The organism is Gracilibacillus saliphilus (assembly GCF_010994085.1).
Lineage (GTDB): Bacteria > Bacillota > Bacilli > Bacillales > Amphibacillaceae > Gracilibacillus > Gracilibacillus lacisalsi.
Map to the genome: position 1 here is coordinate 37,727 of NZ_WJEB01000037.1, position 16,777 is coordinate 54,503.

The following is a 16,777-nucleotide window of genomic DNA, read 5'->3' on the forward strand; positions in this document are numbered from 1 at the left end:
AAATGGACGAAAAAGAACAATTAAAGAAAGTGAAAGACACGGCTCGTCCGACAGTTGGAATATTGATCCTAACTGTCGGAACGGTGTTACTCGTGTTTTCGCTAGCACTGTCGATATCGCTAGGAGCGGCAGATATTGACTTCAAAACAGTTTGGGGGACGATATTTCATTTCAATCCAGATTTAGTAGATCACCAAATTATTTGGGAGCTGAGAATTCCTCGGGTTATTGGAGCAGCAATTGTTGGTAGTTGTTTTGCAGTGTCTGGGGCATTGATGCAAGGAATGACACGAAATCCATTAGCTGATTCTGGTTTGCTTGGATTAAATGCTGGGGCTGCTTTTATGTTGGCTTTATGTTTTGCTTTTTTTCCAAGCTTATCTTATTCCTACGTCATCGTATTCTCCTTTTTAGGAGCCGCATTAGGAGCGGGAATTGTCTATGGTGTTGGCTCTTTGTCGGAAAATGGGTTAACACCCATTCGCTTAGTATTAGCAGGAGCCGCTGTTAGCGCCTTGTTAGGTGCATTAAGTGAAGGAATAGCACTCTATTTCGAAATTGGCCAGGATTTAGCTTTCTGGTATGCCGGGGGTGTATCAGGTACGACCTGGGGGCAATTAAAAGTAGTAACACCATGGTTATGTATAGCTCTACTAGGGGCAATTGCTTTATCACGGTCGATTACGATCCTTAGTCTAGGAGAAGAAGTGGCAATTGGTCTTGGCGAGAGAATGGGTCGAGTCAAGTTATTAAGTGCCGTTATTATTTTAGTTTTAGCAGGAGCGGCTGTATCGGTAGTTGGAGCTGTTAGTTTTGTTGGATTGATTGTACCTCACTTAGCTCGTCGCTTAGTAGGGCATGATTACCGCTGGATTATTCCTGCTTCAGCAATGCTAGGAGCATTACTGGTTGTATTGGCGGATTTAACAGCAAGAATCATCAACCCTCCTTATGAAACACCAATTGGTGCCTTGATCGCACTCTTAGGTGTACCTTTCTTCTTGTATTTAGCGAGAAAAGGGGGAGGAAACGTATGACGAACAAACAATGGAAAACAACGAGTCAACTAAAAAAAGAAAGACAGGTAAAATTAACTGCTTTGCTCCTTTTTATCATGATCAGTGTCTGTTTCTTTATTAGTTTAAATACTGGTCATATCCGATTATCACCTCAAGAAACACTTATTACTTTATTTGGTCAAGGCACAGAACAGCAATCGTTAATCTTATTTGATTTTCGCTTACCGCGTATGGTTATCGCTATTTTAGTAGGCATGGGGTTGGCGGTATCTGGGGCGGTATTACAAGGGATTGTTCGTAATCCATTAGCGGAACCTGGCATCATCGGGATTAATGCAGGAGCGGGACTGGCAGTGATGCTATTCATTTCATTTTTCGCAACTGTATCAGATGCACCGGTATTTGTGATGCCAATCATCGCGTTTAGTGGTGCTGGAGGAGCGGCACTAATCATTTACATCTTGTCCTATAAACGTTATGAAGGGATTTCAAGGATTCGTCTTGTGCTTACCGGTATCGCGATTGCGGCCGGGATTGATGCATTAATGATTGTCTTGACATTAAGGCTTGATCCGGAAAACTATCAATTTTTAGCGACATGGATAGCAGGTAGTATCTGGGGTTCGAATTGGAAATTTGTCCTTGCGTTATTGCCGTGGTTACTTGTATTTCTTCCATTCATCTATTCTAAATCTTCTGTTCTTAATATTCTAACGCTTGGCGAAGAAACAGCGATCGGTTTAGGCGCACATATGGAGAAGGAGCGGCGGATCCTGTTAATATTAGCAGTTATTGTCGCTGCAGCTTGTGTTTCAGTAAGTGGTGGTATCGGTTTTGTAGGTTTAATAGCCCCCCATCTTACGCGAAGGTTAGTTGGGGATAAACACGAATATATTATTCCAATTTCGGCAATGGTTGGTGGCTTATTGCTGCTTGTTGCGGATACGTTAGGGCGATGGATGATGCAACCATCCGAAATTCCAGCAGGTATTATTGTCGCCGTAATTGGAGCTCCATATTTCTTATACTTGCTGGCAAAAACGAAAGATTAAAAAAAAGAGAGGTGCTGTTGGTAATGGAAGATAATAAAGAGTTATATGACGTGACGATTATTGGTGGAGGCCCCGCAGGATTATTTGCCGCTTTTTATGCAGGCTTACGTGAAATGAAGGTGAAGGTGATTGAAGCACAGGATAGATTAGGAGGAAAAGTTCATGTTTATCCCCAAAAAATGATTTGGGATGTCGGCGGTATGACACCTGTAACAGGCTCGATGCTAATAGAGCAAATGATAGAACAAGGACTTACCTTTGATCCGACAGTTGAACTCGAACAGACGATAACAAAAATGAACAAATCAGATTCTCAAATATTTGAATTAGAAACCGACCAACAAAAGAAACACTATTCCAAAACAGTGATAATGGCAGTTGGTGGAGGAGTTATCGATCCAATCAAACTCGATGTTGATCACGCATCAACTTTTGAAGATAGTAACTTGTTTTATAGTGTACAGTCCCTTCACGATTTTAAAGATAAAACCATTTTGATATCAGGTGGTGGGCCATCGGCTGTAGACTGGGCTAATGAATTAGCGCCGATAGCAAAGAAAGTTCTACTAATCTATCGAGGTGACCAATTGAAGGGGCATGAGGCCGACGTTTCAAAATTAGCAAAAAACAACGTTGAGTATCGGACCCATACCGAAATAACCGCACTACTAGGTGATGATCAGATTAGGGAAGTGACATTACTTCATAATCAAACAAAACAGAAAGATATTCTTTCAGTAGATGCAGTTCTTGTCAATCATGGCTATCATCGCAACCATCAATTGATGAACGAAAGTGGCCTACAAATGGATTTGAAAGATAATTATTTTATTAAAGGCAATGTGCTGGGAGAATCGAATATTCCAGGTTTATATGGCGCTGGAGATATCCTCTCACATGATGGTAAGCTGCATCTTATTGCCGGAGCTTTCCAAGATGCTGCAAATGCTGTAAATGGTGCAAAGCTTTACCTGGATCCCGAAGCACAAAAAGTAGCACTTGTGTCTTCTCACAATGACCGCTTCAAAGAAAAAAATAAACAATATCTATATGTGAAGTAAATAATATTATTTTTTAATAGAAAGGAACATGAAACATGAAAATGAAACACTTTTTCTTTATGATTATTGTAATCTCTAGTCTTTTCGTAATCAGTGCTTGTGGTAGTGAATCAAGTAATGAAGCGCAATCATCTACAACAGATGGAGAATCCTCAGATACGGTTACATACGAATCAGAGACTGGACCAGTCGAAATCCCTGCTGATCCACAGCGAATCGTTGCTGTAACAAATGCTCCTAATGTACATGCGCTGGACGGTAAGCTAGTCGGTGTTGACCAATGGACAAAATCCAACCCACTTTTTGCAGACGACCTAGAAGATGTCGCTACTGTTTCTGAAAATGAACCAGAAACTATTATGGCGCAAGAACCAGACCTCATCATTGCTGGATCTCACATGGAAAACCTAGAAGAACTAAAGAAAATTGCCCCTACCGTCATATACACGTGGGGGGAACTTGATTACCTTTCTCAACAAGTGGAAATTGGGAAATTACTGAATAAGGAAGAAGAGGCTCAGGAATGGGTTGATGATTTCAAAGAACGTACAGCAAAAATCGGTGAGGAGATCAAAGCGGAATATGGGGAAGACGTTACAGTAACAGTGTTTGAAGTAGATGCAAAAAACTTCTATGTATTCGGTGATAATTGGGCACGAGGAACAGAAATCTTATATCAAGCAATGGGTCTCAATATACCAGAAAAAGTAAGGGAAGATGCGTTGGAAGAAGGATACCACACATTGTCATTAGAAGCTCTACCAGAATACGCGGGTGATTTTATCGTCGTTAGTAAAAAAACATCCGAGGATAACGAATTTATGGAAAGCGATACATGGAATAATATTCCGGCCGTTCAGAATAATCGAGTAATCGAAATCGACCAAGACGCGTCCACCTATAGTGATCCTATCACACTTGAATATTTAACAGATATTTTTGAAGAAGCTTTTCTAGAAGAGTAAGGCCAACAGAAACTGGATCTGCAATAAATGAGAGACTTTATTGCAGATCCAGTTTTCTTATAGAAGATAGATAGGAAAACACTCCGGACTTCCTGAACGATATCTCATTAAATATAAATCGTAATCATTACTATTTACATTTTTTATATAATGTACTATAATGCAAAAGAAGACGTAAACATTACGATTTAAATTGATTTTGATATAGAGAATAAATACTAATTATCGAAAGGGGTACGCTGAAATGGCTAAAAAGTCTAAAATCGCAAAAGAGAAAAAACGCCAGAAAATGGTTGAACAATATGCATCCTTAAGAAGAGAGTTAAAAGAGAAGGGTGATTATGAAGCCCTTCGTAAATTGCCACGTGACTCTTCTCCAACCCGCTTAAAAAGTCGTTGCGAAGTTACTGGCAGACCAAGAGGTTACATGCGCAAATTTAACATGTCACGTATTGCCTTTAGAGATTATGCTCATAAAGGGCAAATACCAGGTGTGAAAAAATCTAGTTGGTAAGAATGAAGGTTTTGTAACATGAAGAATTAGAATGTAACAGGGGCATCTAAAGTGTGTCCCTGTCTTATTTTTGATACAAAATGTCTTTATACATAGCAAGAGGAGGGAAATCTCATTGTTGAAAGAACAAACCATTCCGGTAACCATATTGACGGGTTTTTTAGGTGCAGGGAAAACAACATTGCTGAATAACTTATTAAAGGACATGCCAAAGCAAAAAGTTGCTGTTATCATCAATGAATTTGGTGATACATCCATTGATAGTCATTTGGTAGTATCGACGAAGGAAGAAATTATTGAAATAAACAGTGGTTGTATATGTTGTAATGTACGAGGGGATTTAATCAACATACTGAAAAGTTTGATGGAACAAGATGAAGAAATTGATCGTGTTGTCATTGAAACAACAGGTATGGCTAATCCGGGTCCAGTTATTCAAACCTTTCTAATGGATGAACAAACCGCAACATCATTCGAAATAGACAGTGTGATAACGATGGTTGATGCTAAACATATTTGGCAACATCTAAAAGAAGAAGAACCAGGGCAACAAATCGCTTTTGCTGATGTATTACTATTAAATAAAATGGATTTGATCACTGAAGATGAGAAGGAAAAACTAGAACAACGGCTAATTAATATGAATCCACATGCAAAACGAATTTACACGACATATGGAAATGTAGACATACAATATTTAATAGGGAAAAAATCTTTCGAGCTAAGTAATATATTGAAAATAAACCCCAATATATTAGCAGAAACACATCACCATCATCATAATGATCAAGTCAGATCTTTTGTTTTTCGAGACGAACGTCCGCTTGATTTCGATAAAGTGAATAAGTGGTTCGCCTATTTAGTTCAATTTAAAGGAGAAAACTTATATCGCTATAAAGGGGTGCTCCATATAAAGCAACTTGAGAAAAGAGTTGTTTTTCAAGGTGTACATATGTTATTTGCAGGTACAGAAGGCTTTAATTGGGCGACTAATGAAAAGCGGCAAAGTGAGATAGTATTTATTGGGAAGAATCTCGACTATCAGGAATTAGAGAGAGGTTTCCAATATTGTCTTGCTTAATTTTTTACATTGTAAATCGTAATGATTACTGTTTAAGAGGTGGTAATGATGAGTAGTAAAGTATATGACGTGATTGTTGTAGGAGCTGGTCCTTCTGGAATTGGTGTCGCCGCTTTATTACAACAAATGAATTGTACGTCTTTTTTGATATTAGAAAAAGAAGAAGTAGGAGCATCTTTTCTGCGTTGGCCTAAGGAAATGAGGTTTATAACCCCTTCTTTTCCTGCGCAAGGTTTTGGACAGACTGATTTAAATGCTATTGTACCAAAAACTTCACCAGCTTACACGTTAGATATGGAACATCCTACTGGTGAAGCATATGCAGATTATCTCGATATAGTGGCGGATCATTTTACGCTTCCTATTGAAATAGGAGTACAAGTAGATCAAATTCATAAAAAGGATGGTATTTTTTCGATAGATACGACCCAAGGGAGATATCAAAGTCGCTATGTTATCTGGGCTGCAGGGCAATATCAATATCCTGATTTAAAGCCCTTCTCAGGTGCAGAGCTAGGCGTGCACAATAGTTTAATTCCATCTTGGCAAGAGCTAAAAGGTGATGATTTTATTATCATCGGAGGTTATGAAAGTGGTATGGATGCAGCATTCCATTTAGGTCGCTTAGGTAAGAGATCGACATTAATAGCTAAAACGAATACTTGGGAGATAGACGATAGTGATCCAAGTGTTGCACTGTCTCCTTACACATATAGGCGTGTTCATCATTTGTTAGGATCAGATTTGTTAACGGTGGTTGGCAACACAACCGTCACAAGAATAGAGTCAGTGTCTTCGGGTTATGACGTTTATACAAGTAGAGGGAAAGTCTACTCCACAGTAGAGAAGCCGATATTAGCAACTGGTTTCTCGGGCAGTACATCTAAGATCGAAAATCTAGTCACACGTGGCGAGCATGGTGAAGTACTTGTTAATGAAAAAGATCAAGCTAAAACGACTCCAGGTTTATTTTTAGCAGGACCAGAACTTCGCCACGATGATCATATTTTTTGCTATATTTACAAATTCCGCCAACGTTTTGCTGTCATAGCAGAAACAATTGGTAGCCAGTTAGGCTTAGATTTATCGATATTAGCAGAGTACAAACGAGAGAACTTCTATCTTGATGATCTTTCGACGTGTGGGGAGAGGTGTCAATGCTAGCAAGCGTGCAGTCTGCTACTGCTTGTCCAATAGATGTGATGCTAGTTGGGTGTGAATCTGTCGGTAAATCAGGTTTATTTCGTCATTTGACTGGCGAAAAACGAGCACTAACAAGCAATGTGAAAGGTTCCACCATAGCTGCCTTAACTGCGTCCTGTAAACGAAACAGTTCTATACGATTAACAGATTTACCAGGGCTCCAATTCGATATGGACAGCACAAATACACAGCTTACCATCGACCATCTAGCAGAAAAACAAACTATTCTACTAGTTGTGAAAGCAACAGAATTGAAAGAGGAATTAACCCAGCTACAGAAAGAGTTAAATTTGAAAGGCAAGCAAGTAGCTATTGTTGCAACTCACCAGGATAAATACCAACCTTCTAACGCTGAACAACAAAGAGTACAAGCGTTGTTACAAGTACCAGTTGTTTGGGTTAATGCTAGAAAAATGGATCAAGCAGAACAAGAAAAAGTAATCACTTGTATCGAGCATGCAGGGACTTGGGCTGTTACTGCGAGTATTCTTCATTTTCTACCTTCATCACCTAATCCGGTTAATAAACTGATTCCGATGTTCCGTTTGAGGGTGGTTGGCCCAATATTAGCATTGCTAATTATCCTGGCCATGTTTGCTGTGCCAGTATTTGCAGCCTATTTATTTGTCACCTGGTTAGAACCGATTACCGATCAGTATCTGCTTACACCGATAACTATCTGGTTGGAGCAGACGCCTGTTTTTTTAGCGAATGTACTGGTCGGTGATTATGGGGTCATTACCTTAGGTTGGTATTCGTTTCTCTGGGCATTTCCTGTTGTCTTGTTGATAAGTATAACAACGACAATCACAGAAGAAATTGGTATACAAGAGCATTTAACGAATTCGTTAGATCCATGGCTTCGTAACATTGGATTAACAGGAAGAGATTTGCTTCCTGTTATCACAGGATTTGGCTGTAATGTTGTTGCTGTCATGCAAAGCAGAAGTTGTAGTAGCTGTACCCGTGTATCTTGTGTGTCCATGCTTGCCTTTGGATCAGCCTGTAGTTATCAAATTGGGGCAACCTTATCTATTTTCAATGCAGCACATGCACCATTATTATTTATCCCTTATTTGTTCTTGCTGTTTGTAGTTGGAGCTATTCATACAAGGATTTGGAACAGAACAACCACGAATGAGCTAACTAGAATTGCCTCCTTACCATATTTACAAGGAATCAATTGGAGTTCTTTTTGGTGGAAGGTTTCTGGTGTGATTAAACAATTTTTACTTCAAGCTATGCCGATTTTTTTGTTAATTTGTTTGACTGCATCTGTACTAGAAACAGTGGGGGTATTATCCATTTTTAGTTGGCTTGCAATGCCGTTATTATATCTATCTTCATTACCAACAGATGCAGCCCCCGGATTGATCTTTTCCTTTATTAGAAAGGACGGATTACTTGTCTTAAATGAGGGGCAGGGAAGTTTGTTAATGGATATGTCAATCAGTCAAATCTTTATTCTCGTTTACTTGGCATCAACACTATCAGCTTGTCTTGTTACATTATTTACTATTGGTAGAGAACTAAGGTGGAAGAATGCTTTATCCATTGCGTGGAAGCAAATGCTGACAAGTGTTGTTAGTGCAGCTTTTCTTGCTGCAGGACTATATTTCTTAGTGTAAAGTGAGACTTCCCTTATTGGGATTTTATAGATAATTTGCACCGTTATAAAAGGAGGAGTAATCAATATGAAGAAAATTCCTGTTACAGTATTGAGTGGGTATTTAGGAGCCGGTAAAACAACTTTACTAAATCATGTCTTGCACAATCGAGATGGATTAAAGGTAGCGGTAATTGTTAATGACATGAGTGAAGTAAATATTGATAGTGATCTAGTTCAATCACAAGGTGGCTTTTCTCGTACAGAAGAGAAGTTGGTGGAAATGTCTAATGGTTGTATTTGCTGTACATTACGAGAGGATTTATTGGTAGAAGTGGAAAGACTCGTAAAAAAAGGTGATGTTGATTATATTTTGATAGAATCATCCGGAATTAGTGAGCCTGTTCCAGTTGCACAAACTTTCTCTTATATTGATGAAGAAATGGGAATTGATTTAACGAAGTATTGCAGAGTTGATACGATGGTTACAGTAGTTGATGCCAATCGTTTTTGGCATGATTTTGGCTCTGGAGACAGTTTGCTGGAGAGACAACAAGCGGTAGGTGAAGAAGACACACGTAATATTGCCGATTTATTACTTGACCAAATCGAATTCTGTAATGTTCTGATTTTGAACAAAACAGATTTAGTGAAAGAGGAAGATTTACAAAAATTAGAGAAAGTCATACGTAAGTTACAACCAGAGGCGAAAATTATCCGTACACAACATAGTAAGGTAGATCCAAAAGAAATAGTAAATACCCGTTTATTTGACTTTGAGAAAGCTAGTGAATCTGCAGGTTGGTTAAAGGAACTCAATGCAGGAATAGAAAATCATACCCCGGAAACAGAGGAGTACGGCATTAGTTCGTTCGTCTATACATCCAGACTCCCTTTTCACACAGAACGATTAATGAGCTGGTATCAAGACCTACCGAAAGGAATTGTTCGAGTAAAAGGCGTAATATGGTGTGCGACTCATCATGATATGGCTTTATTGTTATCACAAGCTGGTCCATCAGTGTCAGTTGAACCATTAGCCTATTGGGTAGCTTCGTTACCACGAGGCGAGCAAAGGGAAATTTTAAAGAATAATCCAGATGTCAAAGACTTATGGGATCCTGATTATGGAGATCGCCATACCAAGGTGGTTTTCATTGGAATGGATTTAGATGTTGAAGGAATCAAGAGCGAATTGGAACGTTGTTTGTTAAGTGAATCTGAAATGACCGAAGATTGGTCGAAATTTAGAAATCCATTTAACTGGCGAATATCTTCATCAGGAGTGTGAGCAGATGATTTTATCAGGTAATACGATTAAACAATTTATACAAGATGAACAAATTTCGATTGTTCCTTATCAGGAGATAAACATACAGCCGGCGTCCGTTGATTTATGTTTAGGAAATCATTTCTTAGTAGTGGATGACATGTCTACCTCCCATTTATCCGTCGATAAACCGGCAAGTTATCATGAAATACAAGTTACCGATGGGGGAGTTATCACAATTCCACCTAAAACGTTTATGTTAGGAACAACAGTAGAGAAAATTCGCTTACCTGACCATTTGACGGCCTTTGTTGAAGGGAGAAGTTCTGTCGGTAGATTAGGTGTTTTTATTCAAAACGCAGGCTGGATTGATCCGGGCTTCTCTGGCCAAATCACTTTAGAGTTATTTAATGCAAATCGTGTTTCAGTCCAATTAAAAGTCGGTATGCGGGTGTGTCAATTGGTAATAGCACAAGTTGATCAAGCTACCCAAGGGTATAGTGGAAAGTATTTATTTCAAGAAGGTGCTACACCTAGTCGGGTGTATATGGATAGAGAGGAAGAGAAGTAATGACTAAAAAAATACCAGTAACAGTTTTAAGTGGATTTTTAGGAGCTGGTAAGACAACCTTACTTAATCATCTCATGGAAAATCAACATGGATTAAAGATAGCGATTATCGTTAACGATATGAGTGAAGTTAATGTGGACGCAAAGCTTGTGAAGGAGGGTGGCTTTGTCAGAACGGAAGAAAACATGGTTGAAATGACAAATGGTTGTATTTGCTGCACACTACGAGAAGATTTAGTAGTGGAGTTAGAGAAATTAGCAAATCTAGATATTGATTATGTGTTAATTGAGTCAAGCGGTGTGTCTGAACCTATTCCGGTAGCACAAAGTTTTGTCTATCATGATGAAGAGCTAGGAATAGACTTAAATACCCTTTTTCAACTTGATACCATGGTAACAGTTGTCAATGGTCAGCAGTTTTGGCAGGATTATCAATCAGAAGATTTATTAATCGACAGACAATTGCATGTATCGGATGATGATGAGAGGGGTATAGTTGATTTACTAATTGATCAGATTGAGTTTGCGAATGTGATTGTGTTAAATAAAATAGATAAGCTGTCTGATAGCGAAGTAACGAAGTTAAAAAACTTACTGACTAAATTAAATCCGGAAGCGAAAATTATTCCGACAAGCTTTGGTAAAATAGATCCATTACAGGTACTCCATACTAAGCAATTTAATTTTGAAGAGGCAAGTCAGGGAGCAGGTTGGATCAAGGAATTGAATGAGGAGCATACCCCAGAAACGGAAGAGTATGGTATTAGTTCATTAGTTTATAGAAGCAGAAAACCCTTCCACCCAGAGCGTTTTTATCAATGGTTGGAAAATTGGCCATCAGAAATTATTCGTGCAAAAGGTTTCTTTTGGTTAGTGACAAGGAATGATATGGCAGGGCTCTTGTCACAAGCAGGATCAATGATGACTTTAGAAGGTGCAGGTAGATGGTTAGCTAGCTATTCTGAAGAGGAACAAGAGGAATTAAAGGCACAAGACCCTGCTTTGTTTGAAAATTGGGATGAACAATCTGGAGACAGAATGACAGAGCTTGTTTTTATAGGGAGTAATATGGAGAAGGAAGCTATTATGAATTCATTGAATGCGTGTTTAGTAACCGAAGAAGAAAAAGAGAATAATTCCTTTAAGGATCCATTACCCTCGTTTGTTTAATTTTAGTGTTGCTTGGATAGTTCCAAGCAACACTTTTTTGCATCGTGTAATAAATATGAGAGTATTTGATTATGCTACAAAGAACCCATAAAAGAGGTGTTTTGATGGAAGTACTTGGATTCCCTGTTGACGCTGCAGGAAGATGTAAACATTATTATGGGGAAAATGATATTGTATCGATCAAGTTTAAATGCTGCAATAGCTATTATCCTTGTTATAAATGCCATGATGAAAGCACTGACCATGAGCGACAGATATGGGCAAAAGGGGAGTTTGACGAAAAAGCAATACTTTGTGGTAATTGCTTTCATGAATTAACAATAAACGAATATATCCATAATCAAAAGTGTTGTAAATGTAATGCATCATTTAATCCCAATTGTGCGAATCATTATTATAGATATTTTGAAATCTAAAATGCTGTCTTCGTTGAAAGAATTCAACAATTATCCATTGAACAAAAATAGCGACGCATCCCCCTTAAAATTTTAGGGGTAGGAGGAGAAGTTTACTAGATAGAAATAAATAAAATGTTTACATTTAATAAGTATTGCATTATAATAACATTAATAAACTGATCGGTCAGTTTATTGATTGGATCAATAATAGTAGGGAGGTGTCATTATGGCTAGACCTGTTGGGCAAGGTATCCAAACAAAGAAACTAATTTCTAATAAAGCGAAAGTTCTTTTTGAACAGAAAGGTTATGCTGCAACTTCTATGGAGGATATCCGATCATTTTCACAGATCAGTAAGGGAAGTATTTACTATCATTTTAAAAGTAAAGAGGAATTGTTTCTTTACACGGTAGAACAGGCTTCTAATGAATGGAGAAGAAAGTGGGAAGAGCAGGCTAATAATGTTAGTACAGCTAAGGAAAAATTATACTTATTAGGACGTTATTATGCTTCAGATATGCAAAGCCCATTATCCAAAACAGTTTCAGAATATATAGGTTCGGAAAACCTAGATAATGTGATGATAGAAAACATTAGTCAACTTATACAACCAGAATACAACGTGTTTCTCCAAATAATTGAGGAAGGGATGCGAACTAAGGAATTTAAGACTTCAAAAACTGCTGAAGATTTAGCATACATTCTTTATAGTATGCTAACCGGAATGAGTATTACCCAGTTTTTAGGTTATGAAGAAGAAAAATTCTACAAGCTTTATGATACTGCAATTAATCTGTTGCTCTATGGAATTATTGAAAGATAACTTCTTAATAGGAGGTTATTTTTAAACCATTATTAAACCGAACGTTCAGTTTAATTAAATATTTCATGTGAAGGAGAAGTGTATATGTTTTTATTACCTACATCTCAATATTTTAAGGTAAAACCTATATTTAAGTCATTTAATCACCAAATTATCATTCATTCTATTTTGGAAGGTAACACTATTGGCGACATTTTTGTTGATGATATAAATGATCCTAAATCGGTGGTGTTATATGGGATAAATTTCGAAGTGTTGGTTGCGGGAGAAACGCAAAACAAGAATTTTAATGAAAACCTCCTCAAGTTGATCATAAATGAATTTTTACCTAATATAAGAAAAAAAGGATTACCTTTCATAAATTTGTATTACGAGAGTGAACAATGGAAACAAGTACTTGAACGAGAAATCATCGATCAAATGGAATCCGCAACTGTGAAAAAAAGATTTTATACCCTAGATGAAACTAAGGATCTCCAATCTCAAAAGCCCCTTCAGGATAAAGTATCAATTAAGCCTATAAATGAACAGCTTTTAAAAAATTCTTTATTTAAGAATCTCGATTTGGTGAAACAATGGATACATGTAGCTTGGCCATCTGAAGATCATTTTTTGGAAAAAGGAATGGGATATTGTGTCGTTGAAGAAGATACTATAGCTAGTTGGTGCTTATCATTGTTTGCGACAAATAATCAGTTTGAATTAGGGTTAATGACTGATGAATCTTATCGGAAAAAAGGCTATGCTAAAGCAGTAGCTTTATCATGTGTGAACTTTTGTGTAGATCATAATAAAATTCCTGTTTGGAACTGTGATGATGAAAACACCGGCTCCATTCTGATTGCTGAATCAGTCGGATTTAAAAAAGTGTTAAATTATAATGTGTTACAAATTAAAGCATAACGATAAACTATTCCTATTCCTATTTGAAATCGCCTCTTATTACATGCTATACCAATGAATCCTTGCAACTGTTCATCGGTATAGCCCCTCTAATTAACTTCTAATAAACCCACCTTCAGAATTTAAAACCTGTCCCGTTATCCATGCAGCTTCATCACTTGCAAGAAATCTAATAATACGAGCCACATCTTCTGGTCTACCAATTCGCCCCATAGGAAACTTAGGTAAAAGTGAATTTCTTATTTCATCTGTCATCCAAGTTGAATCAGTTGGCCCTGGATTAACAGCATTAACCGTTATTCCTAATGGTGCAAGTTCCTGTGACAACGACCTGGTAAAGCTGGAAATGGCACCTTTAGTTGCTGCATAGGCTAACTCTCCAGTCATAGGGCCGAGATCTTGGCCGGAGGTCATGTTAATGATTCGTCCAGCATCTAATTTTGATTTTTCAAACAGACGAGCAAATTGAACACAAAGGAGAAAAGTTGATCGCATATTGACTACATAATGGTCATCAAGCGTTTTGGCATCTAATTGTATATAACCGTCCCTTGTTGAATGGGCCGCATTATTGACCAGTATCGATGGTGAACCAAGCTTATCGGTAACAGTATCAAGTATCTCAATAGCTGCATTTTCGTGAGATAAGTCTATTTCCAAACTTTCGCAACGCACATCCATTTCTCTGACCTCTTCTTGAAATGTTTTCTCCCAATCGGCATTTGCTTTCCAGTACGTAAAGAAAATATCGATACCTTCAGCAGCTAGCTTACGACAGATAGCTGTCCCCATATCTCTGTCGTTGCTGGCTCCTGTAATTAATGCAATTTTATTTTGACAATGATTCATTTTATATACCCCCGATTTATAGGATGCTCGATAAAGGGGTAATAGAGATGTATCTTCTCATATAAGAAAAGCAGATCCACATGGGATCTGCTTAGTCAATGGATATTTATCCCTCCATACCACGCATCCCTGTAATGATAATTATTCAAACAAATAGACATACTTATCCCTTTAACGTTCTAGGTAAGTAGCTATTTATTTTGATGAATTATGCATTACAGAATTGGACACATGTAGAAGAATTCCCCTTTCGATACATCTCTATCTTTATCTTATATATGTTCAGCTAAAAAAACAATACAAATTCCATAGTATCAGAGAAAAAATGAAAAAAAGTGCAACTTTAAAGCTTTAATATCCGTTTGTTTAGTGAAGGGGGGAGAAGAATTGGATATTCAACAACTATATAAATTATATATCCATGATGTCTATAGATATCTTCTCTCCCTTTGTAAGGAAAAGAGTCTAGCAGAGGATTTAACACAAGATACATTTATGAAAGCATATCAAGCGCTAGATAGCAGTCCACCAAAGGCTCTTAAATCCTGGTTAATAAAAATAGCTTACCATACATTTATTGACTATAAGAGGCGAATGAGAAAAATGGACTATCAACCACCAGATTATTTTATAACTTTCTCATCCGACAATACTGTAGAAACGGAATGGCAAAAAAATACCGACAAAGAGGAATTGTATTGGAAGCTAGAGCAATTAAAGCCGATACAGAAAAAAGCGATAGTATTGTGTGACTTACAAGGATTTTCTTATAAAGAAGCAGCTTCAATTCTAGCTATAAAAGAAAATACATTAAAAACCCATATTTTTAGAGGGAGAGGGAAACTTAGACAGCTCTATAGGAAAGGGAGTGTCGAGAATGAGTGATGAATGGAAGAATAAATTACAAAAATATTATGAAGGAAATCTCACAGAGGAAGAAGCGGAAGAAGTCGAAAGAGATCTAGAAAAATTAAATGCCTATCAGGAAGTTATCTCAGAGGAATTAGATGCTGAAGCTGAGTACCAGCCTGATGACCTACCACCTGAAAAAGTGAATAAGATTCTCAATAATAGCATGCGAAATGCAACGTTTTCCTTAGCATCATACGTCATCATGATTCTTTTGTTAATTTATCCGATCCTCACACTAGCTAGTTATATTTACTATGCATGGAATCAAAAGGCAGAAGACCTTATCCAAGTTCCGATTCAAACCGTTTATATAACAGAACCAAATGTCAGTTTAGAAGAAATGGATATCGAGAGAGCGTTTGGATTATTTACATTTGAAGTTACAATGGATTTATATAAAAGGGTAGGAAAAAGTGATATCAAACAAGGCGATTGGGAAGTAACTTATCAATATGATGATGCCGAATTCCCTCAGAGAAATTATATATCAGAAAATCCGCCAGAAGATATTCCTTATTATGATACGAAAAAACTCTATCATCCAGAAGCAGCCATAACCAATCGAGATATGGCTGCATGGGATAGATTAGAAAGGCTCCCGGAAGGAACAGTTGCTGAAGTATATGTATCATTGGATGAGTTAATCCAACCTGAAAACGCCAAAGAGGTCACAGAAGATGTTGATGTGGAATGGAGATGGTATGCTATTGACACTGGTTTAGAGGCATCAGGAAAAAGTCTTGATGGAGGCTATTTAGCTCCAATTGGGTATCCTGCCCAGCCGGATCCGGATGCATGGTCTCCATACAATGGCAGAGAGCCAAATGATGAACAATTTATGGAGAGTCTTGTGTTTCTTAAAGAATATGAAGAACAGGCAACTAACATTGCGCATGCAAAATGGTTAGATCTAAATTATCGCATTGATTATATCGAAAAACATGGGCTGAATGCCTATGGAGGCGTCATTACGGGTCCTGCTAAAGAAATTTTACAGTTAAGAGATAACGAATCCATTCGAACGGTATCGATTGGGGAGGTTCGGTTATGGAATTGGTAAAACGAAGTAACAGCGAAAAGCCAAAGCTACGAGAGACAAGGTTAAGCATATTCTCATTTATTTGTGCCTTATTAACCTTAGCCTATTTTAATATGATGTTAATGAAGTCCATTGGTTTACCGTTGTTTTCTAATGTATTTCTGTTGATTGTTCCCGTCCTAGGGATTATTTCTGGACTATTGAGTTTTACAAGATTAAAGTATAAAAAGACATTTGCTTGGTGGTCGCTCGGCTTATTTCTATTTATCTTCGTAAGTGTGGTAGTGGTTGGCTTCATTGAATTTGCTACTTATACGAAGCCATAAATTGCTTAAATCCAAA

At 37.6% G+C, this 16,777-nt stretch carries 18 protein-coding genes; 17 read left to right on the forward strand and 1 reads right to left on the reverse strand.

Annotation, left to right across the window (positions count from 1 at the left end; translation table 11 throughout):
- The first annotated feature begins 2 nt into the window (after positions 1-2).
- The 14 genes from GHT08_RS18455 to GHT08_RS18520 all read left to right on the forward strand — a co-directional run bounded on the left by GHT08_RS18455 (position 3) and on the right by GHT08_RS18520 (position 13,635).
- Positions 3-1,037, forward strand: coding sequence for a FecCD family ABC transporter permease (locus GHT08_RS18455; protein ID WP_238343612.1), 1,035 nt, complete (start codon positions 3-5; stop codon positions 1,035-1,037).
- A complete protein-coding gene (locus tag GHT08_RS18460; RefSeq protein WP_163582882.1) occupies positions 1,034-2,071 on the forward strand; it encodes a FecCD family ABC transporter permease in 1,038 nt (345 codons plus the stop codon). Before GHT08_RS18455 ends, GHT08_RS18460 begins: the two co-directional genes overlap by 4 nt.
- A gap of 23 nt (positions 2,072-2,094) precedes the next feature.
- Positions 2,095-3,132: an NAD(P)/FAD-dependent oxidoreductase gene (locus GHT08_RS18465; protein ID WP_163582883.1), complete on the forward strand. Its 1,038-nt coding sequence runs from the start codon at positions 2,095-2,097 to the stop codon at positions 3,130-3,132.
- A gap of 41 nt (positions 3,133-3,173) precedes the next feature.
- The gene (locus tag GHT08_RS18470; RefSeq protein WP_163582916.1) at positions 3,174-4,097 is read left to right on the forward strand and encodes an iron-hydroxamate ABC transporter substrate-binding protein; all 924 of its coding nucleotides are present in this window, start codon (positions 3,174-3,176) and stop codon (positions 4,095-4,097) included.
- A 244-nt stretch (positions 4,098-4,341) separates the two neighbouring features.
- Positions 4,342-4,611, forward strand: a complete 270-nt coding sequence (rpsN, locus tag GHT08_RS18475) for a 30S ribosomal protein S14 (RefSeq protein ID WP_163582884.1) — start codon at positions 4,342-4,344, stop codon at positions 4,609-4,611.
- Between the two features lie 115 nt (positions 4,612-4,726).
- Entirely contained in the window at positions 4,727-5,692 is a 966-nt protein-coding gene (locus GHT08_RS18480) for a CobW family GTP-binding protein (RefSeq protein WP_163582885.1), read from the forward strand.
- Between the two features lie 48 nt (positions 5,693-5,740).
- Positions 5,741-6,856: an NAD(P)/FAD-dependent oxidoreductase gene (locus GHT08_RS18485; RefSeq protein WP_202882537.1), complete on the forward strand. Its 1,116-nt coding sequence runs from the start codon at positions 5,741-5,743 to the stop codon at positions 6,854-6,856.
- A complete protein-coding gene (locus GHT08_RS18490; protein ID WP_163582887.1) occupies positions 6,850-8,523 on the forward strand; it encodes a FeoB small GTPase domain-containing protein in 1,674 nt (557 codons plus the stop codon). Before GHT08_RS18485 ends, GHT08_RS18490 begins: the two co-directional genes overlap by 7 nt.
- Before the next feature lie 66 nt (positions 8,524-8,589).
- Complete coding sequence (locus tag GHT08_RS18495) at positions 8,590-9,792, forward strand: GTP-binding protein (RefSeq protein WP_163582888.1); 1,203 nt, start codon at positions 8,590-8,592, stop codon at positions 9,790-9,792.
- 4 nt (positions 9,793-9,796) lie between these two features.
- Positions 9,797-10,342: a dCTP deaminase gene (gene dcd / locus GHT08_RS18500; protein WP_163582889.1), complete on the forward strand. Its 546-nt coding sequence runs from the start codon at positions 9,797-9,799 to the stop codon at positions 10,340-10,342.
- Entirely contained in the window at positions 10,342-11,511 is a 1,170-nt protein-coding gene (locus GHT08_RS18505) for a GTP-binding protein (RefSeq protein WP_163582890.1), read from the forward strand. The genes dcd and GHT08_RS18505 overlap by 1 nt, the downstream gene beginning before the upstream one ends.
- Before the next feature lie 104 nt (positions 11,512-11,615).
- Positions 11,616-11,927, forward strand: coding sequence for a CHY zinc finger protein (locus tag GHT08_RS18510; protein WP_163582891.1), 312 nt, complete (start codon positions 11,616-11,618; stop codon positions 11,925-11,927).
- Between the two features lie 208 nt (positions 11,928-12,135).
- Entirely contained in the window at positions 12,136-12,732 is a 597-nt protein-coding gene (locus GHT08_RS18515; RefSeq protein ID WP_163582892.1) for a TetR/AcrR family transcriptional regulator, read from the forward strand.
- Positions 12,733-12,816: 84 nt separating this feature from the next.
- Positions 12,817-13,635, forward strand: coding sequence for a GNAT family N-acetyltransferase (locus GHT08_RS18520; protein WP_163582893.1), 819 nt, complete (start codon positions 12,817-12,819; stop codon positions 13,633-13,635).
- A gap of 93 nt (positions 13,636-13,728) precedes the next feature.
- Here the strand turns inward: GHT08_RS18520 and GHT08_RS18525 are convergent, their stop codons facing one another.
- On the reverse strand, positions 13,729-14,484 hold the full coding sequence (locus GHT08_RS18525) for an SDR family oxidoreductase (protein WP_163582894.1): 756 nt from the start codon (positions 14,482-14,484) through the stop codon (positions 13,729-13,731).
- Positions 14,485-14,871: 387 nt separating this feature from the next.
- Here GHT08_RS18525 and GHT08_RS18530 point away from each other — a divergent pair, with 387 nt between their 5' ends.
- From GHT08_RS18530 to GHT08_RS18540, 3 genes are read left to right on the forward strand one after another with little or no spacing between them, the layout of a single operon-like run.
- Positions 14,872-15,369: a sigma-70 family RNA polymerase sigma factor gene (locus GHT08_RS18530; RefSeq protein WP_163582895.1), complete on the forward strand. Its 498-nt coding sequence runs from the start codon at positions 14,872-14,874 to the stop codon at positions 15,367-15,369.
- Complete coding sequence (locus GHT08_RS18535) at positions 15,362-16,456, forward strand: anti-sigma factor (RefSeq protein ID WP_163582896.1); 1,095 nt, start codon at positions 15,362-15,364, stop codon at positions 16,454-16,456. Before GHT08_RS18530 ends, GHT08_RS18535 begins: the two co-directional genes overlap by 8 nt.
- Positions 16,444-16,761 (forward strand): hypothetical protein, encoded by a 318-nt coding sequence (locus tag GHT08_RS18540; protein ID WP_163582897.1) that lies wholly within the window; start codon positions 16,444-16,446, stop codon positions 16,759-16,761. Before GHT08_RS18535 ends, GHT08_RS18540 begins: the two co-directional genes overlap by 13 nt.
- Positions 16,762-16,777 lie beyond the last annotated feature (16 nt).

Excerpts from the sequence above, each read along its gene's own strand:
- GHT08_RS18455 (WP_238343612.1), top strand. The coding sequence starts at position 3 with ATGGACGAAAAAGAACAATTAAAGAAAGTGAAAGACACGGCTCGTCCG.
- GHT08_RS18460 (WP_163582882.1), top strand. The coding sequence starts at position 1,034 with ATGACGAACAAACAATGGAAAACAACGAGTCAACTAAAAAAAGAAAGA.
- GHT08_RS18465 (WP_163582883.1), top strand. The coding sequence starts at position 2,095 with ATGGAAGATAATAAAGAGTTATATGACGTGACGATTATTGGTGGAGGC.
- GHT08_RS18470 (WP_163582916.1), top strand. The coding sequence starts at position 3,174 with ATGAAACACTTTTTCTTTATGATTATTGTAATCTCTAGTCTTTTCGTA.
- rpsN (WP_163582884.1), top strand. The coding sequence starts at position 4,342 with ATGGCTAAAAAGTCTAAAATCGCAAAAGAGAAAAAACGCCAGAAAATG.
- GHT08_RS18485 (WP_202882537.1), top strand. The coding sequence starts at position 5,741 with ATGAGTAGTAAAGTATATGACGTGATTGTTGTAGGAGCTGGTCCTTCT.
- GHT08_RS18490 (WP_163582887.1), top strand. The coding sequence starts at position 6,850 with ATGCTAGCAAGCGTGCAGTCTGCTACTGCTTGTCCAATAGATGTGATG.
- GHT08_RS18495 (WP_163582888.1), top strand. The coding sequence starts at position 8,590 with ATGAAGAAAATTCCTGTTACAGTATTGAGTGGGTATTTAGGAGCCGGT.
- dcd (WP_163582889.1), top strand. The coding sequence starts at position 9,797 with ATGATTTTATCAGGTAATACGATTAAACAATTTATACAAGATGAACAA.
- GHT08_RS18505 (WP_163582890.1), top strand. The coding sequence starts at position 10,342 with ATGACTAAAAAAATACCAGTAACAGTTTTAAGTGGATTTTTAGGAGCT.
- GHT08_RS18510 (WP_163582891.1), top strand. The coding sequence starts at position 11,616 with ATGGAAGTACTTGGATTCCCTGTTGACGCTGCAGGAAGATGTAAACAT.
- GHT08_RS18515 (WP_163582892.1), top strand. The coding sequence starts at position 12,136 with ATGGCTAGACCTGTTGGGCAAGGTATCCAAACAAAGAAACTAATTTCT.
- GHT08_RS18520 (WP_163582893.1), top strand. The coding sequence starts at position 12,817 with ATGTTTTTATTACCTACATCTCAATATTTTAAGGTAAAACCTATATTT.
- GHT08_RS18525 (WP_163582894.1), bottom strand. The coding sequence starts at position 14,484 with ATGAATCATTGTCAAAATAAAATTGCATTAATTACAGGAGCCAGCAAC.
- GHT08_RS18535 (WP_163582896.1), top strand. The coding sequence starts at position 15,362 with ATGAGTGATGAATGGAAGAATAAATTACAAAAATATTATGAAGGAAAT.
- GHT08_RS18540 (WP_163582897.1), top strand. The coding sequence starts at position 16,444 with ATGGAATTGGTAAAACGAAGTAACAGCGAAAAGCCAAAGCTACGAGAG.